This is a genomic window from Microbacterium sp. LWO12-1.2 (assembly GCF_040675875.1).
Classification (GTDB): Bacteria; Actinomycetota; Actinomycetes; order Actinomycetales; family Microbacteriaceae; genus Microbacterium.
This window is the reverse complement of record NZ_JBEGII010000001.1, coordinates 2,587,967-2,613,659: the sequence shown is the minus strand read 5'-3', so window position 1 is coordinate 2,613,659 and position 25,693 is coordinate 2,587,967. Positions and strand designations below refer to the sequence as shown.

Here is a 25,693-nt window from a genome sequence, read left to right as displayed (position 1 = left end):
CGATTCGATCAAGAGACTTCTGATTTCGCTATACCTGACGCCGTTCCTATGACAGACTCGCCGCAAGTGATTCTCAATGGGGAGGTTTCATGCCCGGCACCCTGCCTGCTTCGACGGCGACGCCCGAGGCGCCCGCCACCACCGGCGCCGTCCACATCGACGGCGTCACCAAGCGTTACGGATCGGCCGTCGCGGTCGACGATCTGACCCTTCACGTGCAACCGGGGGAGTTCCTGTCGCTGCTCGGTCCGTCCGGCTGCGGCAAGACCACGACGCTGCGCATGATCGCCGGCTTCGAGTACCCGGATGCCGGTGACATCCGCATCTCGGGACGCAGCGTGCTGAACCTGCCGCCGTATCGGCGCGAGGTCAACACGGTCTTCCAGGCCTATGCCCTGTTCCCGCACCTCACGGTCGCCGAGAACGTGGCATACGGGCTGCAGCAGCGCCGTGTTCCGAAGGCCGAACAGCGCGAGCGGGTGAGCGAAGCGCTCGACATGGTGCAGCTGCGCAGCTTCGCCGACCGCAAGCCGACCCAGCTCTCGGGCGGCCAGCAGCAGCGCATCGCACTCTCCCGCGCCCTGATCAACCGGCCGAGCGTGCTGCTGCTCGACGAGCCGCTCGCCGCCCTCGACCGCCAGCTGCGCGAAGAGATGCAGCTCGAACTCAAGCTGCTGCAGGCGCGGCTGGGCACCACGTTCGTGTTCGTCACGCACGACCAGGCCGAGGCCCTGTCGATGAGCGACCGGATCGCGGTGATGCGTGCGGGCCGGATCGAGCAGCTCGACGCCCCGGCCGCGATCTACGCCGAACCGGCATCCGCCTACGTCGCCTCGTTCATCGGGCAGCAGAACTTCGTGCACGGCACGGTGCTCGCAGACGGCGATGCGGTCGACACCGCGATCGGTGCGATCGCCGGCCGCTGGGGTGGGGAGCGCGTCGCGGCCGGGCAGCCGGCCGTCGCCGCCGTCCGCCCGGAGTACGTGCGACTGGAGCACGGCGATGGTGCGGGAGTTCCTGGCCGTGTGCTCGGCGTCTCGCACCTCGGCGAGACCCTGCAGGTCGCGGTGCGCGTCGCCGGAGACGCCACCTTCCTGTCGCGGATGCCGGCGCCCACCGCTCCGAGCGTCGAGGTCGACGATGAGGTGCGCTGCCTGTGGGATCCGGCCGACGCCCGACTCTTCGCCGCCGACGGCATCCCCACCACCGCCACGCACGTGATCGCGCTGCCGAAGGAGGACGGCCGGTGACGGGTGCGCCTCCGGTCCGCGTCCTCGCGCACCGGAGCGCCGCGCGGGTGATCCGCACCGAGCTCACCCGCCGCGGATTCCTGGCGACCGCGCTCGCCGCGGGCGGGGCCGTGCTGCTCACGGCCTGCACGCCGGGCCAGAACGCCGCCGCGGTGCACGCCAAGGGCGGACCGCTGGAGGATCGGCTCTCGATCTACAGCTGGGGTGACTACGACGCTCCCGAAGTGCTCGAGCAGTTCACGGCCGAGAGCGGCCCCCGCATCGTGCTCGACGCGTTCAACTCGAACGAGGAGCTGATCGCCAAGCTGGTCGCCGCGCGCGGCACCTCCGGCTACGACATCGTCGTACCCACCGGCGTCTTCGTCGGGCCCATGGCCGAGAACGGGCTGCTGCAGAAGTTCAACCTCGATCTGATCCCGAACATGTCGCACGTGGCGCCGGAGTTCCGCGGGCGCTCCTGGGACCCCGGCAACGAGTACTCGGTGTGCAAGGCGTGGGGCACGACGGGCTTCGTCTACGACAAGTCGGTCATCTCGCGCGACCTCACGACCTGGAGCGACTTCATCGACGCCGCCCAGAACGAGGCCTCAGGGTCGACGTCGGTGCTCGACGATCCGGCCCCGCTGCTCGGCATCTACTTCTGGGCGAACGGCATCGACTGGACGACCACGGACCCCGGCGACCTCGATGCGGTCGAGAAGTTCCTAGTGAAGGATCTCGCTCCGCACGTCTCGGCGTTCGACTCGTACCCCGGTGGCTCGTCGATCCCGCAGGGCTCGCATGCGCTGCTGCAGTCGTACAACGGCGACGCGCGTCTGGGCATCTTCGAGTCCGGCGATCCCGACCGCTGGCAGTGGGTGCTCGGCAGCCCGGCGACGGAGCTGTGGATGGATAACTGGGCCATCGCCGCCGGAGCTCCGCATCCGGAGGCCGCGCACGCGTTCATCAACTTCGTGCTGCAGCCCGACGTGCAGCTCGCGCAGGTCGACTACATCGGCTACGACACCGGGATCAGCGGCATCCGCGAAGAGGCGGAGGCTGCGGGGCTGGAGCGGCTCGACATGGTGTTCTTCGACGAGAAGCAGGTGGAGACCATGCACGAGGGCAAACTGACGGATGCACAGGACCGCGTCGTCTCGATCTGGAACTCGATGAAGGCGGCCGCCGGTGCCTAAGCTCAAGTTCGGTCTCGCCATCCCTGCCTGGGCGTGGCTGCTCATCTTCTTCGTCGCCCCGATCTTCATGGTCGCGGTGTTCAGCTTCGGCTACAAGCCCAGCATCTTCGCCACGCACGCCCTCGACCAGCTGTCGTTCGACCGGTACCTCGAGGCGTTGTCGCCGACGTTCTTCAGCACGTTCCTGAACACGCTGTGGATCGGCATCCTCGGCACCGTGCTGTGTCTGGTGATCGGTGCCCCGGTGGCGTACTGGATCGCCGTGAAGGCTCCTCCGTCGAAGCGCGGGCTGCTGCTCGCTCTGGTGATGGTGCCGTTCTGGACGAACTTCCTGGTGCGCACGATCGGCTGGCAGGTGATCCTGGCGCCGGAGGGGTGGCTGTCGCAGCTGCTGCAGGGCATCGGGGTGATCCCCGGTCCACTCGATCTGCTCTACTCGCGCGGCGCCGTACTGCTGGGGGTGGTCTACAACTACCTGCCGCTCATGATCCTGCCGCTGTTCGTCGCGTTCGACCGCGTATCCGGTCCCCTGCGAGAGGCCAGCAAGGACCTCGGGGCGGGGAGCGTGTCGACCTTCCTGCGCGTGACGGTGCCGCTGGCCCGACCAGGCATCATCGCCGGCGTGCTGCTGGTGTACATCCCGCTCATGGGCGACTACATCACCGCCACAGTGCTCGGCGGCGCGAAGGGAAACATGATCGGTCAGGTCGTGGCGAGCCAGTTCCAGACCGCGCAGAACTGGGCGCTGGGATCCGCGATGGCCGTGCTGCTGATCATCGTCATCATGCTCTCGATCGCCGTGGCCGCCGGGTTGCTCTGGCTCGTGACGCTGCCGCTGCGACAAAGAAATCGACTCGTCCTGGGGGAGGGATCATGACCGCCATCACGGATGCTCCGCAGAAATCCGATGCGCCGCGGGTTCGCCGGGGTGCCGGCCGATTCGTGCTGCCGATCTGGGCCGCGATCGTGTTCGTGTTCCTGTTCCTGCCGATCCTCGTGATCATCGCCTACTCGTTCAACGTCGGCCGTCTGCTGGTGTCGTGGGACCACTTCGGCTTCGAGTCGTTCCTGGCGATCGTCGAGAAGCCGGCGATCCGCGACGCCGTGCTGGTGTCGGTGCGCACAGGACTCCTCGCGGCTCTGCTCGCCACAGCCCTGGGCACGCTGGCCGGCATCGCGATGGCTCGCAACCCCGGCAAGTGGGTGTGGTGGTTCCTCGGCCTGCTGCTGCTGGTCTCGGTCACACCCGAGATCGTGGATGCCGTCGCCCTGCTGCCCTGGCTCGTCTTCCTCGGGCAGGATGTCGGACTCGGGCTGTTCAACGACGGCACCATGAGACTCGTGGTCGGGCAGTCGCTGTTCTCGATCGCGATCGTGTCGTACATCGTGCGGGCCCGCCTGGTCGGACTCGATGCGCGGCTGGAGGAGGCATCCGCCGACCTCTATGCCCCGCCGGTGCGGACCTTCCTGAAGGTCACGCTGCCGCTCGCGATGCCGGCCGTGCTCGCCGGGTTCCTGCTGTCGTTCACGCTCAGCCTCGACAACACGGTCGTCTCGGCGTTCGTACAGGTCTCGGGCACCACGCCGTGGCCGGTGTATGTGCTCAGCGCGCTCCGCAGCGGACTGCGCCCGGAGATCGCGGCGGTGTCGACGATCATGCTGGTGCTCACGCTGTTGGCGCTCGCGCTGGTCGCGGTGGTTCTGAAGAGAGCGGGGGACTCGGCCACCGAGATCGCCCGCACGATGGCGGGAGGATGACGATGGTCTTCGCCGATCTGGTGTTCGCGGGTGGCGCGCAGGGTGGTCGGGTGTTCCTGTCGGACGGAGCGCGCGCGACCGCGCGGGCCGTCGCCGTGACGGACGGGATCATCACGGCGGTCGGTCATGACGTCTCGGCGCTGATCGGCCCCGACACCGAGGTCGTGGACCTGGCCGGCGGGCTGCTGGTGCCGGGGTTCCAGGACGCGCACGTGCATCCGGTGTGGGGTGGGCTCGACATGCTGCGCTGCGACTTGTCGGCGCTGGCGACGCGCGAGGAGTATCTGGCGCGGATCGCGGAGTACGCCGCGGAGCATCCGGATGACGAGTGGATCCTCGGCGGCGGCTGGCAGATGTCGGCGTTCCCCGGCGGCACGCCGACCGCGGCCGACCTGGACTCCGTGCTGCCCGATCGCCCGGCGTTCCTGCCCAACCGCGACGGGCACGGCGCCTGGGTCAACTCGCGCGCGCTCGAACTCGCCGGCATCACCCGCGACACCGCCGACCCCGCGGACGGTCGGATCGAACGCGACGCCGACGGCGCTCCGAGCGGCACGCTGCACGAGGGTGCGATGGGGCTGGTCAACCGGCTCCTCCCGGTCGAAGCGCCCGAGCGGCTGGTCGAGGCGCTGCTGCAGGGTCAGCGGCACCTGCACTCCTACGGCGTGACCGCCTGGCAGGATGCAATCATCGGCACCGAGTACGGCGATGCGGGAGATCCGCTGCCCGCCTACCTCAGCGCCGCCGCATCCGGTGCACTGACCGGCAGGGTCGTCGGCTCGCTGTGGTGGGACCGTTCGCGCGGGCTGGAGCAGATCGACGAGATCGTGGCCCGCCGCGACGCCGGCACGGTCGGGCGGTTCCGCGCGCGCAGCGTGAAGATCATGCAGGACGGTGTGGCCGAGAACTTCACCGCCGCGATGCTCGAGCCGTACTGCGACGGCCACGGGCTTCCGCGCGAGGACTCCGGCATCTCGTTCGTCGAACCCGAGCTGCTCAAGGAGGCGGCGACCCGGCTCGACGCCCTCGGCTTCACGCTGCACTTCCATGCGATCGGCGACCGCGCCGTGCGCGAGTGCCTGGACGCGGTCGAGGCTGCGCTCGTGCACAACGGCCCGCGGGGGAACCGGCACCACATCTCGCACATCCAGGTCGTGCACCCCGACGACCTCCCCCGCTTCCGTGCGCTCGACGTCACCGCGAACATGCAGATGCTGTGGGCGACCCTGGAGCCGCAGATGGTCGACCTGACCATCCCGTTCCTCGGCGAAAGGCGCACCGGGTGGCAGTATCCGTTCGGCGACCTGCTGCGCTCCGGCGCCGCGCTCGCCGCGGGGAGCGACTGGTCGGTGAGCACGCCGAACCCGATGGCCGCGATCCATGTCGCCGTGAACCGCCGCTCAGCGCCCACCGAGTGGGAGGGCGACTATGACCCGTTCCTGCCCGAGCAGTCGATCGATCTCGCGACCGCGCTCGCCGCGTACACGGCCGGTTCCGCGCGCGTGAACCACCTCGACGACACCGGCACGATCGCGGTGGGGATGCGCGCCGACCTCGCCCTGCTCGACCGGGATCCGTTCGAGCATCCGGCCGAGGAGATCGGCCTCACCGAGGTGCGCGGCACCTGGGTCGACGGTGTGCGGGTGTACGACTCCGGGGAGTGAGGTGGGCGGCGCGGCCGGTGGCGCGGCGGCGCGGCCGGTGACGATTCGCGGAGGTGGTGACGGATCGCGGAGTGTTCGACGTGAATCGGTCCGCGATTCGTCACGGCCTCCGCGATCCGTCGGGTGGACACGGCGGATGCAGAAGGGCCCGCCCTCGTGAGGGCGAGAACGGGCCCTTCGGCACGGATGCTCAGCCGGCGGCGGCCTCGTCGGCCACGGCCAGTGCGCCGTCGATCGCGGTCAGGCCGCGCACCAGGTCGTCCTCACTGATGATCAGCGGAGGAGCGACGTGCACGCGGTTGAAGTGCGTGAACGGCCAGACGCCCGCCTTCTTCGCCGCCGCCGCGAACGCACCCATCGGCGCGGCATCCGCTCCGGAGGCGTTGAACGGCACCAGCGGCTCGCGGGTCTCGCGGTTGCGCACGAGCTCGATCGCCCAGAACAACCCGCGGCCGCGGACCTCGCCCACGCTCGGGTGCGACTCGGCCCAGGCGCGCAGGGTCGGCTCGACGATGCGCTCGCCGAGGTCGCGCACGCGCTCCAGGATGCCGTCGCGGCGGAACACCTCGAACGTCGCCACACCCGCGGCGCAGGCGAGCGGGTGGCCCGAGTAGGTCAGCCCGCCGGCGAACGGCAGGGTGTCGAAGGCCGCGGCGATCCGCTCCGAGATCACGACGCCGCCGAGCGGCACGTATCCGGAGTTGACGCCCTTCGCGAAGGTGATCAGGTCGGGCTGTCCGTCGAACGCGTCGACGCCGAACCACTCGCCCAGGCGGCCGAAACCGACCATGACCTCATCGGCGATGTACACGATGCCGTAGCGGTCGCACAGCTCGCGCACACCCTGCAGGTACCCGGGCGGCGGCACGAGCACGCCGTTCGTTCCGACCACGGTCTCGATGATGATCGCCGCGATCGTGTGCGGGCCCTCGAGCTGGATGGTCTGCTCGAGGTGCGCGAGGGCGCGCTCGGACTCCTGCTCGGGGGTCTCGGCGTGGAACGGCGAGCGGTACAGATACGGCCCGAAGAAGCGCACGGCCCCGTTGTCGACGCCGTCGTTCGCCCAGCGGCGCGGGTCGCCGGTCAGTGAGATCGCTGTCGAGGTGGAGCCGTGGTAGCTGCGGTACATCGACAGCACCTTGCGGCGTCCCGTGAACTGTCGGGCCATGCGCACGGCATACTCGTTCGCCTCGGCGCCGCCGTTGGTGAAGAAGACCTTCTCGAGTCCGTCCGGTGCGACCTCGGCGATCAGGCGGGCGAGCTCGCCGCGCACATCGTTCGCGATCGACGGCTGGATCGTCGCGAGTCGTCCGGCCTGCTGCTGGATCGCCGTGACCAGATCGGGATGCTGGTGCCCCAGGTTCAGGTTCACCAGCTGGCTCGAGAAGTCGAGGTACGCGTTGCCCTGGTAATCCCAGAACGTGGAGCCCTCGCCCGCGGCGACGGGCAGCGGATCGATCAGGCCCTGCGCGCTCCAGGAGTGGAACACGTGGCCGCGGTCGTCGGCACGCACCTGCGCCTCCGCCTCGGGGGCGGGGAGCGGGTGGGAGACGCCGTGGCGGTCGGTGAAGTTCGTCATGCTCGGTCCCTGTCTCTGCGGATGCCGGGTCAGTGGTTGCTCGGGAAGCCGAGGTCGATCTGCGACGGCGTGTGGTCGGGCCAGCGGGTGGTGACGACCTTGGACCGCGTGTAGAAGTGCACGGACTCGGGGCCGTAGATGTGCGAGTCGCCGAACAGCGAGTCCTTCCATCCGCCGAACGAGTAGGCGCCGATCGGCACCGGGATCGGCACGTTCACGCCGACCATGCCGACCTCGATATCGAACTCGTACTGCCGGGCCGTGCCGCCGTCGCGCGTGAAGATCGCGGTGCCGTTGCCGTACGCGTTGGCGTTGACGAGCGCCACCGCCTCGGCGTAGGTCTCGACGCGGACCACCGTGAGCACGGGGCCGAAGATCTCGTCGTCGTAGACCTTCATGCCGGGGGCGACCTGGTCGATCAGGCTGACGCCGAGGAAGAAGCCCTCGGAGTCGAACTGCTTCTGCGTGCCGTCGACGACGACCTTCGCGCCCTCGGCCTCGGCGCCGGTGACGTAGGAGGCCACACGGTCACGGTGCTCGCGCGTGATGAGCGGACCCATCTCGCTGGCGGCATCCGTGCCGGGGCCGATCTTCAGTCCGTCGATGCGGGAGGCGATCGCCGAGACCAGCTCGTCGGCGATGTCGCCCACGGCCACCAACACCGAGACGGCCATGCAGCGCTCGCCGGCGGAGCCGTAGGCGGCGGAGACCGCGGCGTCGGCGGCGCCGTCGATGTCGGCATCCGGCATCACGACCATGTGGTTCTTGGCGCCGCCGAGGGCCTGCACGCGCTTGCCGGCGGCCGAGGCGCGCTGGTAGATCGAGCGGGCGATCGGGGTGGAGCCGACGAAGCTCACCGCCGAGACCTGCGGCGACTCGAGCAGCGCATCGACGGCCTCCTTGTCGCCGTGCACGACGTTCAGCACACCGTCGGGCAGCCCGGCCTCGGAGAACAGCTTGGCGATCCAGACCGCGGCGGACGGGTCCTTCTCGCTGGGCTTGAGCACCACCGTGTTGCCGCAGGCGATGGCCGACGCCACCATCCACAGCGGCACCATCACGGGGAAGTTGAAGGGGGTGATCGCCGCGACCACGCCGACCGGCTGCTTGACCGAGTGCACGTCGACGCCGCGCGAGACCTGCTCGCTGCGCTCGCCCTTGAGCAGGTGCACGAGGCCGGCCGCGAACTCGACGTTCTCGATGCCGCGCGACACCTCGCCTGCCGCATCCGAGAGCACCTTGCCGTGCTCGGAGGTGACGATCGCGGCAAGCTCGGGGGTGCGGTCCTTGAGCAGCTGGCGCAGGCGGAAGAAGACGTCGGCGCGCTTGATCAGGCTGGTCTCGCGCCACGCGGGTGCCGCGGCTGCGGCGGCGGCGATCGCGGAGTCGACCTCGGCGGTAGACGCGAAGGCGACCTGCTTCGACACCTGGCCGGTGGCGGGATCGAAGACCTGGCCGGCGCGAGCCGCCTCGGCGGTCTCCACTCCGTTGATGACGTGACGGACGATGTCCACGATGTTCCTCCGACTGCTGAAGAATGCGGGCTCGAACACTCTGACCGGTGTTCGATAGGCTTGTGCTCCTCAATGATCACAGAGCGAAGGAGTCGATCGTGATGTCAGATCGTCAGGACTTCCGCTCCATCCGGACAGATCGTCCGAGTCGCGAGGGCGCGCTCCTGACGGTCGCCGATGTTCTGGCCGAGCCCGTAGTGCAGGCCGGGGCCCCCGAGGTGATCGTCGGCGGTCGTGCTCTCGATGCCGCCGTGCGCTGGGTGCACGTGTCGGACAGCGCCGGGGTCGCCCGTCTGCTCGACGGCGGGGAGCTCCTGCTCAGCACCGGAGCGGGGTGGCCGACCGCTGCCGAGGAACTGCGCGACTTCGCGCGGGGGCTGCACGACGCCGGGGTCGCCGGCATCGTGATCGAGCTCGGGTCCGGTCAGGCGCGCATCCCGGATGCCGTCGTCGAGGCGTGTACGGAGCGCGGGCTCGCCCTGATCGCCCTGACCAGCGAGGTCAAGTTCGTCGCCGTCACCGAGGCCGTGCACCGGGCGCTGATCGCCGCGCAGACCATGGCGCTGCACGAACGGCAGCACCTGCACGAGCTGTTCACCGCCCTGAGCCTGCGGGGAGCCCCGGCCGACGTCGTCGTCGCCGAGACGGCCCGCGCGCTCGGCGCTCCGGTCGTGCTCGAGAACCTGGCGCGCGAGGTGATCGCCCACGAGACCCTGCGGATGCCGGTGGCCGAGGCGCTGACACAGCTGCGCTCCGCGGATCGCGTGCCGGTGCAGGCGCGCGGCGTGCGGTGGGGGACCCTGCTCGCGCTGCCCGGTCCCGCCCACCCGGCCGGGCGCCTCACGGTGCTCGAGCAGGGAGCCACGGCCCTCGCCTTCGGATGCCTGGCGGACGGCGGTGATTCCGAGTGGTCGCTGCTCGCTCAGCGCGGCCTCATCGACGACCTGCTCGGCGCGCGCTTCGCGAGTCCGGATGACATCGAGGCCCGTCTCGCGACCAGCGGCTTCATGCTGCAAGGGCGGCATTGCCACGGCATCGTGGCACGCGGCGCCCAGTCCGCGGCGCAGCTCGCGTATCGCGCACGGCAGGCCGGCGCGGCGGTGGTCGCCGCGCGGGTGGGGGATGACGACGTCGCGCTGCTGTCGCTGCCGGCATCCGTCCCGCTCTCGGATGCGATCGCCGCGCGCGTCTCCGGCCCCGACCGGACGGTCTTCGTCGGGCCGCCTGCAGATGACGTGCTCGGCCTGCTCGCCTCGCTGCGGGCTGCGCTCGACCTGGCCGCCAGCGACCGCTCGGATGTCGGTCCGCGCGTGCGACGAGTGGACGACCGCCCGCTGGAGCGCTTCGTCGCCTCGCTGCGCGACGACCACCGCCTGCTCGCGCACAGCGAGCGGATGCTGGCGCCCGTCGTCGCCTACGACCGCGAGCGCCGCGGCGACCTGCTCGACGTGCTCACCGCGCTGGTCACCCACCCCGGCAACCGCTCGGCCGCGGCCGCCGCGAGCCATCTCTCGCGCTCGGTGTTCTACCAGCGTCTCACCCTGATCGGCGACCTGCTCGACGCCGATCTCGACGACGGCGAGACGCTCGCCGCGCTCCACCTCGCCCTGCTCGCCCGTCGCGGAGGCACGGCCTCCTGAACCGGTCGACGACTCGATTCGCGCGCTCGCCCCGTCTCGCGTAAGCTGTTCCGCGGTGACGTGTCCGAGCGGCCGAAGGTGCAACTCTCGAAAAGTTGTGTAGGGTAACCCCCTACCGTGGGTTCAAATCCCACCGTCACCGCCATGTGATGTTTCAGGACATCGTGAACGGCTGAACCCCCGGTTTCCGGGGGTTCAGCCGTTTTTGCGTCGGTAGTTCTGGGGGCTTATAGGTCTCCTCCCGCTTCCATGTCCGGCTGAGACTGGCGCGCTCCTACGCCTCGATGAGTCGGGTCCGGAGCTCCTGCCGTCAACGCGGGAACAGTTCCCGCACTCCGTGTTTGCGAACTTTGCCCGAGGCGGTTCGCGGCAGCGAGTCCACGATCTCAACGCGGGTGGGCAGCTTGTAGCGGGCGATACGTCCTTCCAGCGCGCCGCGAACGGTTTCGAGCGTGATCTCGAAGCCGTCTCGAACCGTGAGGACCGCGATCGGCACCTCGCCCCACCGATCGTCGGGGACGCCGATCACGGCGGCTCCGGTCACCCCGTCGATGTCCGCGATGAGTGATTCGACCTCGGCGGGATAGATGTTCTCCCCGCCGGAGATGATCATGTCCTTCAACCGGTCGGCGATGTAGAGGTAGCCGTGGTCGTCGACGTATCCGAGGTCACCCGAGCGGAACCAGCCATCCGAAGTGAGCGAAGCGGCCGTCGCATCGGGAAGGCCGTGATAGCCCGCGAAGACGTTGGGCCCCGTGATCTGGATCTCGCCGACGGTTCCCGCCGTGACCTCCCTGCCGTGCTCATCGGCCACGCGGACATCGGTGAAGAAGTGCGGAAGGCCGACGCTGCCGTGCTTGTGCACGGTCATCTCGGGGGATAGCGAGGTCGCGCCAGGCGATGTTTCGGTCATCCCATACCCCTGGGAGAACGACATCCCGCGTTCCTCGTAGGCTGCAAGGATACGCGAGGGCACCGCGGACCCTCCGCAGGTCAGTGTGCGGAGACTCGACAGGTCGGTCGAAGCCCACGCCGGGTGATCGGCAAGCAGCTGGAATGTGGTGGGGACGCCGGAGAGCATGGTTACGCGGTGGCGTTCGATCAGATCCAGCGCTGTGCCGGCATCGAAGCCCCTCTCGAGAACGAGGGTGCCGCCCTTGAGGAGCACCGGCAGCGCTCCCATGCCCAGAGCCGCGACGTGGAACAGGGGGGAGATCATCAGTGCGACGTCGTCGGAGCAGATGTCATAGTCGATGAGGTTGTTGACAGCCACCGCGGTCAGGTTCGCGTGCGTGAGGACGGCGCCCTTGGCCCGACCCGTGGTCCCCGAGGTGTAGACGATGGCCGCAGGAGTGTCGTCGTCGGCCGCCTGCAATGGCGGGACGTCCGTGGCCTGATCGATCAGACGGGTGAGCCCGAGGGAGCCGTCGCGTCGTGACGATCCGGTGCGGATGGCAAGGGCCGGGGCGCCGGGCGAGGCGAGCATGCGCTCGAGCCGATGGGCGAAATCCGGATCGTGGATCAGCATGCGAGCGCTGCTGTCCGTGAGGACATGCGCGATCTCGGGTACCGCGAGGCGGGTGTTGACGGGGACGAACACGGCGCCGATCCGCGCCGTGGCGAACAGCGTGATGAGGAAGTCCGGGCTGTTCTCGCCGAGGTAGGCGACGCTGTCGCCCTGGCGCACGCCGCGTTCGACGAGAACCGCGGACATGCGCTCCGCCGAGTGTGCGAGCTGCGCATAGGAGAGCTGCTGACCGTCTCCGAAGACGATCGCCGCCTTGCTGGGGTTGCGCAGACGGCGTCGAGGGAGCCAGGCTCCCAGTCCTTGTGTGTGCATCATTCTCTTCATTGAGGCGGGGCGCATCGATGCGCCCGAAGTGATGTCGGCGCCCGGCGGATGCCGGGCGCCGGGGTGTCACGCGTAGAAGCGATAGAGGCTCCTCGCGGCGACGGCTGGCTTGGCCGCGCCCTGGATCTCGATGGCGTGATCGACGGCGAGCTGGTAGCCACCGGGGATCTCGGTGACCTCGGCGATCACGGCATTGCCGCGGACCTGAGCGCCGACGGTCACGGGGGAGATGAAGCGGACCTTGTCGAGGCCGTAGTTGACTTTGGTGGAGACGCCGTCGACGTCGAACAGCTCGGTCCAGAACTTGATGACGAGCGAGAGGGACAGGAAGCCATGCGCGATCGGTCCTCCGAAGGGGCCGTCCTTCGCGCGCTCGGGGTCGGTGTGGATCCACTGGTGGTCGTCGGTGGCGTCGGCGAAGAGGTTCACACGGTCCTGCGTGACCTCGAGCCACTCGGACCAGCCGAGATCGGTGCCGGCGAGGCCGTTGACGTCGGCATAGGCGACGGTGGTGGTCATGATGTTCCTTTCGATGGGTTCAGCGTGCGAGTCCGAGCAGGCGTGCGGCGTTGTCCTTGAGGATGCCTGGCATCACCTCAGGCTTGAGCGCCGTCGTTTCGACGTCTCTCATCCAGCGTTCGGGGGTGAGGAGGGGGAAGTCGGAGCCGAAGAGCACGCGCGATCGGAGGAGCGTGTTCGCGTGTCGGACGAGGTTCTCGGGGAAGTACTTCGGGCTCCAGCCCGACAGGTCGATCCAGGTGTTGTGCTTATGGGTGGCCACGGACAGTGCCTCGTCCTGCCAGGGCACCGACGGGTGTGCCATGACGATCTGCAGGTCGGGGAAGTCCGCGGCCACCGGGTCGAGCAGGATCGGGTTCGACAGTCCGAGACGCAGGCCACGCCCGCCCGGGAGCCCGGCGCCGATGCCCGTCTGGCCTGTGTGGAAGAGCGCGACCACCCCGGCATCCTGCAGCACCTCGTAGAGCGGGTAGTGGGTCTGATCGCTGGGATCGAACCCCTGCACGGTGGGGTGGAACTTGAAACCGAGAACGCCGTGCCGGTCGATGAGGCGCCGTGCGCGATCGACAGCCTCGTCCCCGAGGCGCGGGTCCACCGAACCGAAGGGGATGAGCACGTCGTTGTTGCGCGCCGCGCCTTCGGCGACTTCCTCGCTCGCGATGCCCCTGTGGCCCAGCTGCGTCGACGCGTCGACCGTGAAGACGACCGCGGCCATGCGGTGAGCGCGATAGTAGGCCGCCACCGAGTCGAGATCGGGGCGCGGCCCCTCTGTCGAGAAGTAGGCGGAGGCAGCGTCAGCGAGGTCGGACGGCAACGAGGTGTGTCCGTGTTCGTCGACCTCGATGTGCACGTGCATGTCGATGGCGGTGATCGACGCGAGATCGATGGCCGATTCGTACCGTGCCACGCTCATTGGTCCTGGGGTGCAGGGCGCTGGAGCTCTGCGGGAAGCGCCGGGAATTTCTCGCCGACCTCCTGCAACCTCTCGCCGATGAGAGCGGGGAAACGCTCCTCGAGGTCGGCGGTCGTCCAACCGCCTGTGCGGTACTCGGTGACCACGGGCTCGGGGTGGGACCAGAGCTGGATGCGGTCGCCGCCGATGCCGATCGCCTGTCCGGTCACGCCGGACGCGTCGTCCGAAGCCAAATAGGCGATGAGCCCGCTGACGTCGTCAGCGGTGCCGAAGCCGAGGTCGTGCCGGAAGAAGTCGGGCATCGGCTTTCCTGCGGCATCCGCCTCGACGGCGGCGGCGAAGTACGGCACCGTCGCGGTCATGGCGGTGGCGGCGACGGGGATGACCGCGTTGGCAGTGATCCCCGCGCGACGGAGCTCGAGCGCCCACGTGCGCACCATCCCGACGATTCCAGCCTTCGCGGCGGCATAGTTGGTCTGACCGAAGTTGCCGCGCTGTCCGGTCGGCGATCCGATGCAGACGATGCGGCCGGCGATCTCGTTCTCACGCATGTAGGTCGCGGCGGCGCGGACCGTCGTGAACGTTCCGCGCAGGTGGACGTCGATCACGGTGTCGAAGTCGTCGTCGCTCATCTTCCAGAGCACTGTGTCGCGCAGGACTCCCGCATTCGTCACAAGGATGTCGAGGCGTCCGAAACTGGAGACGGCGGCGTCGACCAGAGCCTGCGCGGTGTCGGACGACCCGACCGGCGCCGCGACGGCGACGGCCTCTCCACCGGTGGCGCGGATGCTGTCGACCGCTGAGTCTGCGATGGCGGCGTCGACGTCGTTGATCACGACGGAGGCTCCCTGGCGTGCGAGTTCCTGCGCGTAGGCGAGGCCCAGTCCGCGGCCGGAGCCGGTGACGATGGCGACTTTTCCGTTGAGCGACATGATGTCCTTTCGAATCACGATGATCGAATCACACAATGATTGAGAAAGTCAATCATTGTCTTATCTCATCATTTGTTATCGTTGCGTCGTGACCTCCCCGATTCCGACCGACGATGTGAGCGTGGCTGTGGACCGGCTGCGCGAGAGCGACCTCGCCGACGAGCTCAGTTTCCTGCTCGCCCGGACGAACGCGCTGTCGCTCGCCGCAGGAAACGTGGCGCTCGCGGCGCACGGACTGCGTGTGAGGTCCTATTCGGTGCTCGCACTCGCCGTCTCCGGCGAGCGTCCGTCGCAGCGCGAGCTCGCCGACTTCCTCCGGCTCGATCCCAGTCAGGTCGTGGCGCTCATCGACGAACTGCAGGCCGATGGTCTTGTCGAGCGGCAGCCTGACCCTCGAGATCGCCGGGCGAACGTCGTCGTCGCGACGGATGCCGGAGTGCGCCTGCACCGGGTCGCCCACCACGCGGCGCGCGCGGCGGAAGAGCGGTTGTACTCGGTGCTCGACGAGGAGGCGCAAGGTCGGCTGGCCGAGATTCTGCGTGAGGTCGCCTTCTCGCCGCGCGGCTGATGCGCGTGCTCTCGAAGTCGGGGGTCTCTTCCCGGATCGTTCCTTGCTTTTTTAATAGCAACTGTTCTATAAAAGTCTGAACAGTTGCTCACCTGGAGGACTCCATGGCAGAACGCACGTCCCCTCAGCGCCGCAAGGCTTCGATGACCGCGGGGGTCATCGTCGCTCTCCTGGCGGTGACCGCATGCTCTCCCTCGACAGGATCAGCCGAGATCGAGGTCGAGCTGACCGACCGCGCACCGTCTGGTGCAGCGCCGGTGTCGGAGATCACCTGGAACCTCCCCGATGGTGAGCCTGCGACACTCGATCCCAGGGAGTCCGCGACGTACTCGAGCGCGACGGTGGTCGCGAACCTCTGCGACCCGCTCCTGGCGATCGATGAGGAATACAACCTGCACCCGAACCTCGTCAGCTTCGAGATGCCGGATCCGCTGACGCTCGTCTACACGATCGAAGCGAAGGCGGCATTCTGGGACGGTCAGCCGGTGACCGCCGACGACATCGTCTACAGCCTGGACCGTGCCGCGGACCCGGCTGCGATCACCGCGTTCCTGTTCGCGAACGTCGCCGACGTCGAGAAGACGGATGATGACACGGTGACGGTTCGGTTCGCCCAGCCTGACGCGATGTTCAACGCGCAGATGGCGACTTTCGCCGGTGCCGTCGTGGAACGCTCCTTCGCCGAGACGGCCGGTGCGTCGTTCGGAACTGCGGCAGGAGGGATCATGTGCAGCGGGCCGTACACGCTCGACCAGTGGCGCCCGGGAAGCGACATCACCATCGAGCGCAACCCCGACTACTGGAACAAGGAGCTCCCTCTGCTCGTCGAGCGCGCGAAGTTCACCTTCATCACGGACAGCACGGCCGCATCCCAGGCGCTGTCGACCGGCGAGATCGACGGCGCATACCGCATCGATCCCTCCGCAGTGCCTACTCTCGGGGCAGCCTCGAACGGGCAGCTCTTCTTCGGTCCGTCGATGGAGAGCCTGCAGCTGTATGTGGCCAGGGCGGACGGGCCGCTGGCCGACGTCGCCCTCCGGGATGGCTTGCAGAAGGCCATCGACAGAGAAGCGCTCGCGACGACCGTCTACTCCGGAGCGGCGGCCCCTCTCTACGCCACGGTGACCCCGCGCACGTGGCCGACCGCGCAGCGCGAGCTGTACCAGGACGCATATGAGAAGTGGGCGGCTGAGCGGACGTTCGATCCCGAGGCCGCGAAGAAGCTCGTCGAAGGTTCAGGCTATGGCGGCGAGACGCTGGTGCTGGGCGTGCCCGCGGGGCAGGCCACCCTCTCGAGGGTGGCGCAGCTGGTGCAGCAGCAGGCAGAGACGGTCGGTGTGCAGATCGAGATCAAGGATCTCCAGCCCCTCGACTATTCGACCGCCTCCTACGACACGGTGACCAGGGAGCGCTTCGGCTTGGACCTGCTGCTCGGCGAGTCCTTCAACGCGACGGCGGAGCCGCTGGAGCCCCTCGGATTCACCCTGACGGAAGGCGCCCCTTACAACTACACGCAGATCGCCGATCCCGAGCTCGCCACTCTCCTCGAGCGGGCGCGAGCGGCCGTCGATCCGGAGGACCGTGCGCGCCTCGTGATCCAGGCGCAGGAGATCGGGGAGGCGACGTCGGCCGCGATCCCGCTGCTGAGCCTGCACACCACGACGTTCCTCAACAGCCGTCTCGGCGGCGCGATCACTTCTTTCGCGTACATGTCGATGCCCTCCGTCGCCTACCTCGGCGGCACCGGTGGTGGTGAATGAATCGGGGAGTCCTGCCCCGCGAAAGGGTGATGTCCGGCATGATCCTGACGAATGCGGTGATCCACACCTCCGACGACCAGTGTCCCGTGGCGGACACCGTCGTGATCCGAGACGGCCGCTTCGAGTGGGTGGGTCGTGCCTCCGATCTCCCCGTGGATCACGATCTCCCGACGGTGGATCTCGATGGGAGGACGGTGATCCCCGGTCTGATCGATGCCCACTCCCACCCCGCCCTCGTGGCGATGAGCAGATGGCATGTACAGCTGCCGGAGACGCACAGTGTGGACGAGGTCCTCGATGCCATTCGCGACCACGGCGCAGCGCATCCGAAAGAGGAGGCACCGTACCTGTATTTCGAGTACTTCCCGACTGCGCTCCTCGGCGAAGCCGGCGCGACGAAGGAGCTGCTCGATAGCGCTATCTCCGATCGTCCGGTGCTCGTACAGGACTCCGGCGATCATGCGAGCTGGGTCAACACCCGGATGCTCGAGCTCCTCGGTGTCGACGAGAACACTCCGGACCCTGTGCCAGGACTTGAGCGATTCGCGAGGGATGCCGGTGGACGCCCGACCGGGTACATCTTCGAGAATGCGCACGCGGGGTTCCTTCCGCGAATGTATGAAGCGTTGGGCTGGACACCGCCGGAGCGGCCGACGCCGGAGATCATCCGGCCGGTCCTGGACTTCCTCGGGAGCACCGGAGTGGTGGCCGTGTTCGACGCGCTCATCGAGTCGCCGGAGGTCATCACTGCGATGCGAGAGCTCGACAGCCGCGGAGACCTCCACATGCACTACGAGGGAGCGATTCGGTTCCGCACCCTGGACGATCTGCCAGAGGCGCTCGAGATGGTGGCTGCGCTCGATGATGACTCCGACTCGAGCAAGGTGCGGGTGCGCACCGTCAAGCTGTTCCTCGACGGCACGAACGAACTCGGCAGCGGGGCCGTCATCGATCCGCTGCTCAGCGAAGACAATGCGGGCCCGCTGGGGGCGATCCAGATGGAGCTCGACGATCTCGTCGAGTGCCTGCGTCTGTGCAACGGAGCAGCCGTGGACCTTCACATCCACATGGTCGGCGACAGGGCCTTCCGCACGGCGTGCGACGCGGTAGAGCGTGCACGGTCTCAGGTGGAGGCAGAGGGCATCGCATGGAACGTCCAGGTCACATTCGCTCACTGCGAGCTCGTGGATCCGGCCGATCTGGCTCGACCCGCTGAGCTCGGAGTGATCGTCAACTGGACCAATCATTGGTCCGGCGGATACTTCGGGGAGGAGGCCGCGCGCCATCTCGGTACGCATCGCTGGGAGCGTATGTACGACGTGGCCGCGATCGCCGACGCCGGTGCGCGGGTCACGTTCTCGAGTGATGTGGTGTCGGCCGCTGAACTGCACCGGGCGGCGCCCTTCTTCGGCATGCAGATCGCCGTCACCCGGATCGATCCGGAGGTGCCGCTGGATGCTGAACGGTTCGTCGAGAGCAGGCGCCCTGCCGCCGCAGCGTCGCTGTCGCTGTCCAGGCTGCTCCGGGGATACACGATCGATGCCGCGGTCCAGCTGCGCATCGAGAAGGACTACGGCAACGTGTCGCCGGGAAAGCTCGCGAACCTCGTCGTGCTCAACGTCGACCCGTTCACGACTCCCGGTCAGGATCTCGCCGCCGTTCGTCCGTCCGCGGTCGTCTACCGGGGGGCGGTCGTGTCGGGACATCTGCCGGCGCCCCGATGATTCCGCTCGGGTCTGCGCATGACCGCCGAGGAACACACCTGAAGGACCACGACAAAAGGAACCCCCATGCCCGACCCGACCATGCCGACCTTCGAGTTTGCCTTCGACCTCCTCGTGGATATCGCCGAGGGGTGGCACATCGGCGTCGGAGAAGACGAGAAGCTGTGGTTCACCCCCATCACGGGAGGGAGCCTCGAAGGGCCACGGCTCGTCGGCGAGGTGCTCCCGGGCGGCGGCGACTGGTCGGTGAAGCGCCAGGACACGACGCGCGTCGAGGCGCGATACCTCATCAAGACGAGCGATGGCGTCGTGGTGGATGTGACCAACGTCGGCTACTTCCGCGCGACTCTCGAGGTCGAAGAGCTCCTCGAAGCGGGGGGGCCCGTCGAGGATGGCTCGTACTATTTCCGTACGGCCTTCACCTTCCGCACGGATTCGCCCACGTACCGATGGTTGGCCGAGAATCAGTTCATCGGGGTGGCAAGCGATGAGGGCGAGCGGATCCGGATCCGCGTCTTCCAGCTGCTCTGACGGGGCGGTGGCCCGTACGCAGAGGAGTAATCATGCCGAAGATCGTCGACCACGCGGAGCGCAGGCACGAGATCAGTGTGGCGGCGATGCGCGTGCTCGCGCGCAGCGGCCCAGACGGGCTGACCCTTCGGGCGCTGGCGCGCGAACTCAACGGCTCCATCACGTTGGTGACGCACTTCTATGCGGATCGTCAGACGCTTCTGGCCGGCATCATCGATGAGTTGTCCACGAACTACGACGACGATCTCGCGACGCTCCCCCTGACCGGCGATCGCGTCGACGACCTGCGTGCATACCTGCTGTGGATGGTTCCGCTGACACCTGAGGAGATCGATATCGAGCGCTGCAGGGTGGCGCTCGTCCACTCTGCGGAGAACAGCACGATCGCGAGCTTCTTCGACTCGATGGAGGGCAGGGCCCGCTCGGCGTTCCGGACGAGACTCGACGGTCTGATCGATGAGGACGTGATGGAGGAGGCGGTCGATTTCCTTCGCATGCTGGTCAACGGCGCCGTGCTCTCCGCGGTCGAGCACCCGCAGTACTGGACGGAAGAGCGTCAGCGAAGGACAGTGGAGCGCGGCTTGGCGGCGCTTGGCTTGGTGAGCGCGCAGAGCGCGAACGGCTGACGATTTTTATTTTGTGACGAGCTCTATACAAACGGCGGGTTTTTTCGTAGAGTGCTTTCACCCGACCTTGAGTGCGAGTACCCGAGGAGCACCGTGAGCACTATCCCATCCGGCGCCGAGAGCGCCGTGGCACCGTGGAACGAGATCGAAAGTCTCGTAGGACGACGGTTCGTCAGCGAGTGGCTCGAGATATCCGACGAAGCCAGAACCCATTTCGATAAGGCGTCCTACCTGGATCACACCGAGAGCCCTTTCGATCCTGCGGGGTATCCGGAAGGCCTGGTCGAGGGGTTCCATCTGCTCGCGCTCCTGGATCACCTCGTCGGCCAGGTGTCTTACGTCGAGGCGGACGCGTGGACGGGGTGGAACTACGGACTCGATCGAGTTCGATTCACCTCTCCGGTGACCAGCTCCGACCGTGTGCGAGTCGCGGGCGAGATCACGCAGCTGCAGCCGCGGACCGATGGCTACCTCGTCACGTACGACTGCGTCATGGAGCTCGAGGGAGCCGAGCGACCGGCGATGGTCGCGACGTGGAAGGCGCTGTGGAGCGTGGACGAGGAGGACGAGGCGTGATGCTGACGACCCCGCCCTCCGACGAGCTGGCCTGGATGTCCGGTGCAGACGTGGCGTCCCTCATCCGCTCTCGCAGCGTCAAGCCATCCGAAGCGGTGGCTGCGGCGCTTCGTCAGATCGATGCGCACGAGGAGGCGACGAACGCCTTCGTCACTGTTCTCGCAGAGCAGGCCATGGAGCACGCGGCGCGTGCGGACGACGAGGTGATGCGAGCAGATCCCGCAGACCTGCCTCCGCTGTTCGGCGTGCCGCTCACCGTCAAGGACCTCTCGGCCACAGCGGGGATCAGAACGACCTTCGGCAGCACGCAGTTCGCCGAGCACGTCCCCGATGCGGATTCTCTCGCAGTGGGCCGTCTTCGAGGCGCTGGGGCTATCCTCATCGGCAAGACGACCACCCCGGAGTTCGGGATGCTCGGAGTCACCGAGAGCGCGCTCACCGGAGTCACCAACAACCCTTGGCGGCTGTCGCGCACCGCCGGCGGATCCAGCGGCGGTGCAGCAGTGGCGAGCGCATCCGGCATGGGACAGCTCGCCTGGGGCTCAGACGGCGGCGGGTCGGTGCGCATCCCCGCGTCCTACTGCGGTGTGGTCGGACTCAAGGCCTCGCTGCGTTGGATCCCGGGTGAGCACCCCTGGGACTCGGCGGTGACCGACGGTCCGCTCACCCGTACCGTCGTCGATCAGGCTCTTCTGCTGGAGGTCACGGCAGGGCATCACCCATCGGCTCCGTTCTCGACGCCGCTGCCCGCCCGAGACTTCGTCAGCGTCGTGCGCGCCCTTCCCGCCGACCTCGCCGGTGTCCGCATCGCCTACGCGCAGAGCCCGTCCGGTGCGGCCCCGAGTGCGGAGGTGGCCGCCGTCGTCCGTCGGGCCATCGACGTGCTGGCAGGTGCAGGAGCCGAGGTCAATCTCATCGAGCTGCCTCTGCCGGACCCGGTGGAGTACTTCATCGATTTCTGGGGGCCCGCCTTCCTCGATCCGAACGCCCCGCTGCCGCATCCCGCCATGCGCAGCGTCAGCGAGGCAGCGCAGCGTCTCACGCTGGAGAGATACCTTCACACGGCTTCCGAGACTCGAGCCGAGATCACCCGGACCTACAACCGCGTGTTCGAGGAGTTCGATCTGCTCATCACTCCCACGAGCCCGGTGGCGGCGTTCCCGCATCCGGGCGCAGCAGGGGGCAACACCGAGATAGACGGGGTGCCCGTCGCGCACCCGGCGATCGACTTTCATCGGTACACCGAACCCGCATCTCATGCCGGGATCCCCGCGATCACGGTGCCGGCGGGGTTCGATTCCGACGGGATGCCCGTCGGCATGCAGCTGCACATGCCTCAGCATCACGACGCGCGGCTTCTGCAGATGGCCGCCGTCTGGGAGACTCTGCAACCGTGGGCTCACCTGCGCCCGGAGTTCCGGCAGTGACGGCGGGGATCGATCTGGGGCCATCGACCGTGAGCGTGCGGGCGATCGGAAGGCGCGCCTCTGCGGCGACCAGAGTGCGCCAACGGCTCGTGCGCTGGATCGTGCTCCCCGTGGCGACGATACTCGTGACGTCGTTCCTCGTCTTCTCGGCGCTGTCCCTCACGCCGGGAGACCCGATCGCTCAGATCCTCGGAGGGAAGGCGACCGAGGAGGCCCGCGCGGCCATGCGAGAGCAGCTGGGCCTGGACAAGCCGCTGATCGTGCGCTATGTCGAGTGGATCGGAGGTCTGCTGCGTGGAGACCTCGGCACCTCGTACACCTACCGGGACTCTGTCATCTCCGTGCTCGCGCCTCGCGCAGAGGTCACTCTGCAGCTCGTCCTCTACGCCGCCGTCCTGATCGTGCTGCTCGGTATCGCGCTCGGTCTGATCGGCGGGCTCACCGAGCGCATCAGACCTGCGATCGCAGGACTGATCGCCCTGTTGATCTCGATACCGAGCTATGTTGCGGCGACGGCGCTCCTCGGGCTCTTCGCAGTGAACCTGCGGTGGTTTCCGAGCTTCGGCGCGGGCGCGCCTGGCGTGGATCGGCTCTGGCATCTGACTCTCCCGGCGATCGCGCTCTCGGTGTCGTGGATCGCTTACATGGCGCAGATCTCGATGGCGTCCATCGACGATCAGCGGTCGAAGGAGCATGTCCGTACGGCGGTCGGCAGGGGACTGCCGCGGCATCTGGTGATCGGGAAGCATGTGCTGCGCAATGCCGGGGTCCCGATCGTCACAGCGACAGGTCTCACTCTCGCCGCACTCGTCGCGGGCAGCGTGATCGTCGAGACGGCCTTCACCCTCGACGGGATCGGATCCCTGCTCGTCCGCAGCGTGGGGACCAAGGATGTCCCTGTGGTCGCGGCGGTCTCCGTCATCGTCGTCGCCGTGTACGTGATCGTCATGGCACTGGTCGATGTGATCCATGTGCTCCTGGATCCGTCGCTCCGATCCCGAAAGGAGAAAGCATGACACTCGCCGGGATCACCTCAGCTCTGCGCATTCCTCGATGGAGCCGGACACGCCTGCGTACCCTGGATCCGTACACGATCTTCCTCATCGTCCTCTGCGGGGCGCTGATCGTGATGGCCGCGATCGGGCCGCTGGTCGCACCGTACGCCCCGGATTCCACTGATCTCCTCGCCGCCAACCAAGGTCCGAGTCCGGCGCACCTCCTCGGCACGGATTCGCTCGGACGAGACCTGCTCTCCCGGATTCTCTGGGGCGCACAGATCAGCTACGCGGCAGCGGTGCTCATCGTCTGCATCAGCGTCGTCATCGGCACCTTCCTCGCTCTGCTGTCGTCCTGGTACGGCGGGTTCGTGGACAGTGCGACGTCCTCGGTTCTCAACGTGTTCATCGCCATACCCGGGATGATCGTGGCGATCATCGCGGTCACGGTTCTCGGTGCCGGATTCTGGGCGCCTGTGCTGGCCATGGCATTCGCGAGCTCGCCCTACGTAGCGCGAGTGATCAGGGGAACCGCGCTGCAGGAGCGTCACCGCCCCTACGTCGAGGCGCTTGCGCTCTCCGGAGTGTCCACCGTGCGAATCAATGCGCATATTCTGCGCGGTGTCCTGCCGATCGTGCTCGCTCAGGCCACTTTCGGCTTCAGTGTCGCGCTGCTCGAGTTCGGTGCGCTGTCGTTCATCGGACTTGGAGTCCAGCCGCCGACCGCGGAGTGGGGGGCCATGGTCATCGCCGGCCGTACCGAGCTCCTCGCGGGGAACCCCCAACAGACGACCGCGGCCGGAGTCATGATCGTCCTCACCGTGATCTCTTTCACTCTCTTGGGGGAACGTCTGCAGAGGATGCTGGGAGCGAGTCGATGACACACACAGAAGCATCTCGGCCGCCACTGCTCTCGATCCGGGGCCTGCACGTGCGCAATCGGATCGGACGTGAGCTCGTCCCGGTCCTCAGCGGAGTCGACCTCGACGTGCGCCCTGGCGAAGCCGTCGGCGTCGTCGGCGAGTCCGGCTCGGGCAAGTCGATGACGTTGCGAGCGGTGATGGGACAACTGCCCAAGGGGTTCAGCAGTGAGGGCCGCATCGAGTTCGACGGCGAGGACATCCTCTCGATGCGACCTTCGCACCTCGCGAGGTTTCGGTCTCGTCGGGTGGGGATGATCTACCAGGACCCTCGAGCGCACATCAACCCGCTGTGGACCATCGGCGACTTCCTTACGGAGGCGGTCGTGGCCGATCGCCGCCTGTCCCGCCGCGAGGCGCGGGATCGCGCGGCGCGACTTCTCGAAGAGGTGGGATTCCGCGATCCCGCGCGGCAGATGAAGCAGTACCCCGCGCAGCTCTCGGGGGGTCTGCTGCAGCGCGTGATGATCGTCGCCGCCCTGATGCCCGAACCTCAGCTCCTGCTCGCCGACGAGCCGACCACGGCGCTCGACGTCACCGTTCAGGCGGAGGTCATGTCTATCTTCGGAGATGTGATCCGGGCTCACGATGTCGGGCTCCTCTTCGTGACCCATGATCTCGATCTCGCCGCGGCCACGACCGATCGACTGGTGGTGATGTACGCGGGGCGCATCATCGAGGCGGGGCCGGCGCGCTCGGTGACGAGCACTCCGACCCACCCCTACACCTCGGCGTTGCTGGCCGCGCGCCCCTCCCTGACGAGACGCGAGCTCCCCGCCAGCATCCCGGGAGTCCCGACGCTCGCATCATCCGTGCATGATCGCTGCGCCTTCGCGGATCGATGCCGCTTCGTCGAGCCCGAATGCGTCGAGAGCGAACCGCGCTTGCGGCCGGTGGGTGAAGACAGCGTGTCGGCGTGCGTGCGGACTCAAGAGATTCGTACCCTGCTGGAGAGGACCGCACAGTGACCGCATCTCTTGTCTCACTGGAACACGTGACGAAGGTCTTCCCCTCCCCCGGGGGTGAGTTTCGAGCCGTGGACGACGTGAGTTTCGACCTGATGCCCGGTGAATCCGTCGGAATCGTCGGTGAGTCGGGTTCGGGGAAGTCCACCACCGCGCGAATGATCGCGGGACTCGAGCGGACCACAGAGGGGCGGATCACCTTCTGGGGCGAGCAGACGAGACCCGCCCGGACAGCGGTCGCTCGCCGCGCCCAGGCCCGACGAGTGCAGATGGTCTTCCAGGACCCGTTCGGATCCTTGGACCCTCGCCAGAAGCTCGGAGCGTGTCTCGCGGAGATCTTCGCCATCCATGGCACACCGGCTGGTCAATCGACGAACGAGTTCGCACGCACGCTGCTGGAGCGTGTCGGGCTGGAGGGGCACCACGCCGATTCCTATCCCCGGCATCTGTCCGGAGGTCAGCGGCAGCGATTCGCGATCGCGCGGGCCTTGGCGCCGCAGCCGCACCTGCTGATCCTGGACGAGGCGGTGTCGGCGCTCGACGTCAGCGTCCAGGCGCAGGTGCTCAGATTGCTCAGTGACCTCCGCGAGGAGACTCAGCTGGCGTATCTGTTCGTCTCGCACGACCTGGCCGTCGTCCGTCAGATCTGCGATCGCGTTCTGGTGATGCGGGACGGAACCGTGGTCGAGGAAGGCCCCATCGACAAGGTGCTGGACGATCCTCAGGCCGCCTATACCCGCAGGCTCATAGAGTCCGTGCCGGTACCGGGCTGGACACCGCCGCAGCGCAAACGTCGGTGAGAGAG

23 protein-coding genes and 1 tRNA gene are annotated in these 25,693 nt (G+C 67.8%); 18 read left to right on the top strand and 6 right to left on the bottom strand.

Features of this window, described 5'->3' with window-relative positions; translation table 11 throughout:
- Positions 1–89: 89 nt before the first annotated feature.
- Genes MRBLWO12_RS12600 through MRBLWO12_RS12580 form a run of 5 tightly spaced genes read left to right on the top strand, consistent with a single transcriptional unit; the run spans position 90 to position 5,847 of the window.
- On the top strand, positions 90–1,250 hold the full coding sequence (locus tag MRBLWO12_RS12600) for an ABC transporter ATP-binding protein (protein ID WP_363555942.1): 1,161 nt from the start codon (positions 90–92) through the stop codon (positions 1,248–1,250).
- Positions 1,247–2,425, top strand: coding sequence for a polyamine ABC transporter substrate-binding protein (locus MRBLWO12_RS12595; protein ID WP_363555940.1), 1,179 nt, complete (start codon positions 1,247–1,249; stop codon positions 2,423–2,425). Before MRBLWO12_RS12600 ends, MRBLWO12_RS12595 begins: the two co-directional genes overlap by 4 nt.
- A complete protein-coding gene (locus tag MRBLWO12_RS12590) occupies positions 2,418–3,302 on the top strand; it encodes an ABC transporter permease (RefSeq protein WP_363555938.1) in 885 nt (294 codons plus the stop codon). Before MRBLWO12_RS12595 ends, MRBLWO12_RS12590 begins: the two co-directional genes overlap by 8 nt.
- Positions 3,299–4,183 carry an ABC transporter permease gene (locus tag MRBLWO12_RS12585; protein ID WP_363555936.1) on the top strand — a complete coding sequence of 295 codons (885 nt, stop codon included), beginning with the start codon at positions 3,299–3,301 and terminating at the stop codon, positions 4,181–4,183. The genes MRBLWO12_RS12590 and MRBLWO12_RS12585 overlap by 4 nt, the downstream gene beginning before the upstream one ends.
- A gap of 2 nt (positions 4,184–4,185) precedes the next feature.
- Complete coding sequence (locus MRBLWO12_RS12580) at positions 4,186–5,847, top strand: amidohydrolase (protein WP_363555934.1); 1,662 nt, start codon at positions 4,186–4,188, stop codon at positions 5,845–5,847.
- Between the two features lie 190 nt (positions 5,848–6,037).
- On the opposite strand, the gene MRBLWO12_RS12575 is transcribed toward MRBLWO12_RS12580, so the two are convergent.
- Both MRBLWO12_RS12575 and MRBLWO12_RS12570 read right to left on the bottom strand, forming a co-directional pair.
- Entirely contained in the window at positions 6,038–7,426 is a 1,389-nt protein-coding gene (locus MRBLWO12_RS12575; RefSeq protein WP_363555932.1) for an aspartate aminotransferase family protein, read from the bottom strand.
- A gap of 29 nt (positions 7,427–7,455) precedes the next feature.
- Positions 7,456–8,940 (bottom strand): CoA-acylating methylmalonate-semialdehyde dehydrogenase, encoded by a 1,485-nt coding sequence (locus MRBLWO12_RS12570; protein ID WP_363555930.1) that lies wholly within the window; start codon positions 8,938–8,940, stop codon positions 7,456–7,458.
- A 101-nt stretch (positions 8,941–9,041) separates the two neighbouring features.
- Between MRBLWO12_RS12570 and MRBLWO12_RS12565 the strand changes: the two genes are divergently transcribed.
- Entirely contained in the window at positions 9,042–10,580 is a 1,539-nt protein-coding gene (locus MRBLWO12_RS12565) for a PucR family transcriptional regulator (protein ID WP_363558604.1), read from the top strand.
- Between the two features lie 54 nt (positions 10,581–10,634).
- A tRNA-Ser gene (locus MRBLWO12_RS12560) sits at positions 10,635–10,725 on the top strand.
- Positions 10,726–10,890: 165 nt separating this feature from the next.
- Here the strand turns inward: MRBLWO12_RS12560 and MRBLWO12_RS12555 are convergent.
- From MRBLWO12_RS12555 to MRBLWO12_RS12540, 4 genes are all read right to left on the bottom strand, one after another.
- Positions 10,891–12,420: an acyl-CoA synthetase gene (locus tag MRBLWO12_RS12555; RefSeq protein ID WP_363558602.1), complete on the bottom strand. Its 1,530-nt coding sequence runs from the start codon at positions 12,418–12,420 to the stop codon at positions 10,891–10,893.
- Positions 12,421–12,498: 78 nt separating this feature from the next.
- Positions 12,499–12,951 (bottom strand): MaoC family dehydratase, encoded by a 453-nt coding sequence (locus MRBLWO12_RS12550; RefSeq protein ID WP_341955380.1) that lies wholly within the window; start codon positions 12,949–12,951, stop codon positions 12,499–12,501.
- 19 nt (positions 12,952–12,970) lie between these two features.
- Complete coding sequence (locus MRBLWO12_RS12545; protein ID WP_341955379.1) at positions 12,971–13,864, bottom strand: amidohydrolase family protein; 894 nt, start codon at positions 13,862–13,864, stop codon at positions 12,971–12,973.
- Entirely contained in the window at positions 13,861–14,796 is a 936-nt protein-coding gene (locus MRBLWO12_RS12540; protein ID WP_341955378.1) for an SDR family NAD(P)-dependent oxidoreductase, read from the bottom strand. Before MRBLWO12_RS12540 ends, MRBLWO12_RS12545 begins: the two co-directional genes overlap by 4 nt.
- A gap of 88 nt (positions 14,797–14,884) precedes the next feature.
- Between MRBLWO12_RS12540 and MRBLWO12_RS12535 the strand changes: the two genes are divergently transcribed.
- From MRBLWO12_RS12535 to MRBLWO12_RS12485, 11 genes are all read left to right on the top strand, one after another.
- Positions 14,885–15,364 (top strand): MarR family winged helix-turn-helix transcriptional regulator, encoded by a 480-nt coding sequence (locus MRBLWO12_RS12535; protein WP_341955377.1) that lies wholly within the window; start codon positions 14,885–14,887, stop codon positions 15,362–15,364.
- A gap of 104 nt (positions 15,365–15,468) precedes the next feature.
- Positions 15,469–17,124 (top strand): ABC transporter substrate-binding protein, encoded by a 1,656-nt coding sequence (locus tag MRBLWO12_RS12530; protein WP_363555927.1) that lies wholly within the window; start codon positions 15,469–15,471, stop codon positions 17,122–17,124.
- 38 nt (positions 17,125–17,162) lie between these two features.
- Positions 17,163–18,848: an amidohydrolase gene (locus tag MRBLWO12_RS12525; protein ID WP_341955375.1), complete on the top strand. Its 1,686-nt coding sequence runs from the start codon at positions 17,163–17,165 to the stop codon at positions 18,846–18,848.
- A 66-nt stretch (positions 18,849–18,914) separates the two neighbouring features.
- Positions 18,915–19,379 carry a DUF3237 domain-containing protein gene (locus tag MRBLWO12_RS12520; protein WP_363555925.1) on the top strand — a complete coding sequence of 155 codons (465 nt, stop codon included), beginning with the start codon at positions 18,915–18,917 and terminating at the stop codon, positions 19,377–19,379.
- 32 nt (positions 19,380–19,411) lie between these two features.
- The gene (locus tag MRBLWO12_RS12515; RefSeq protein WP_363555923.1) at positions 19,412–20,005 is read left to right on the top strand and encodes a TetR/AcrR family transcriptional regulator; all 594 of its coding nucleotides are present in this window, start codon (positions 19,412–19,414) and stop codon (positions 20,003–20,005) included.
- A 93-nt stretch (positions 20,006–20,098) separates the two neighbouring features.
- Positions 20,099–20,581 (top strand): hypothetical protein, encoded by a 483-nt coding sequence (locus MRBLWO12_RS12510; protein ID WP_363555921.1) that lies wholly within the window; start codon positions 20,099–20,101, stop codon positions 20,579–20,581.
- Entirely contained in the window at positions 20,581–22,008 is a 1,428-nt protein-coding gene (locus MRBLWO12_RS12505) for an amidase (RefSeq protein ID WP_341958313.1), read from the top strand. The genes MRBLWO12_RS12510 and MRBLWO12_RS12505 overlap by 1 nt, the downstream gene beginning before the upstream one ends.
- Positions 21,975–23,024 carry an ABC transporter permease gene (locus tag MRBLWO12_RS12500; RefSeq protein WP_341955371.1) on the top strand — a complete coding sequence of 350 codons (1,050 nt, stop codon included), beginning with the start codon at positions 21,975–21,977 and terminating at the stop codon, positions 23,022–23,024. The genes MRBLWO12_RS12505 and MRBLWO12_RS12500 overlap by 34 nt, the downstream gene beginning before the upstream one ends.
- Positions 23,021–23,884, top strand: a complete 864-nt coding sequence (locus MRBLWO12_RS12495; RefSeq protein ID WP_341955370.1) for an ABC transporter permease — start codon at positions 23,021–23,023, stop codon at positions 23,882–23,884. Before MRBLWO12_RS12500 ends, MRBLWO12_RS12495 begins: the two co-directional genes overlap by 4 nt.
- Entirely contained in the window at positions 23,881–24,891 is a 1,011-nt protein-coding gene (locus MRBLWO12_RS12490) for an ABC transporter ATP-binding protein (protein ID WP_363555918.1), read from the top strand. The genes MRBLWO12_RS12495 and MRBLWO12_RS12490 overlap by 4 nt, the downstream gene beginning before the upstream one ends.
- On the top strand, positions 24,888–25,688 hold the full coding sequence (locus MRBLWO12_RS12485) for an ABC transporter ATP-binding protein (protein WP_363555916.1): 801 nt from the start codon (positions 24,888–24,890) through the stop codon (positions 25,686–25,688). The genes MRBLWO12_RS12490 and MRBLWO12_RS12485 overlap by 4 nt, the downstream gene beginning before the upstream one ends.
- Positions 25,689–25,693: the final 5 nt, after the last annotated feature.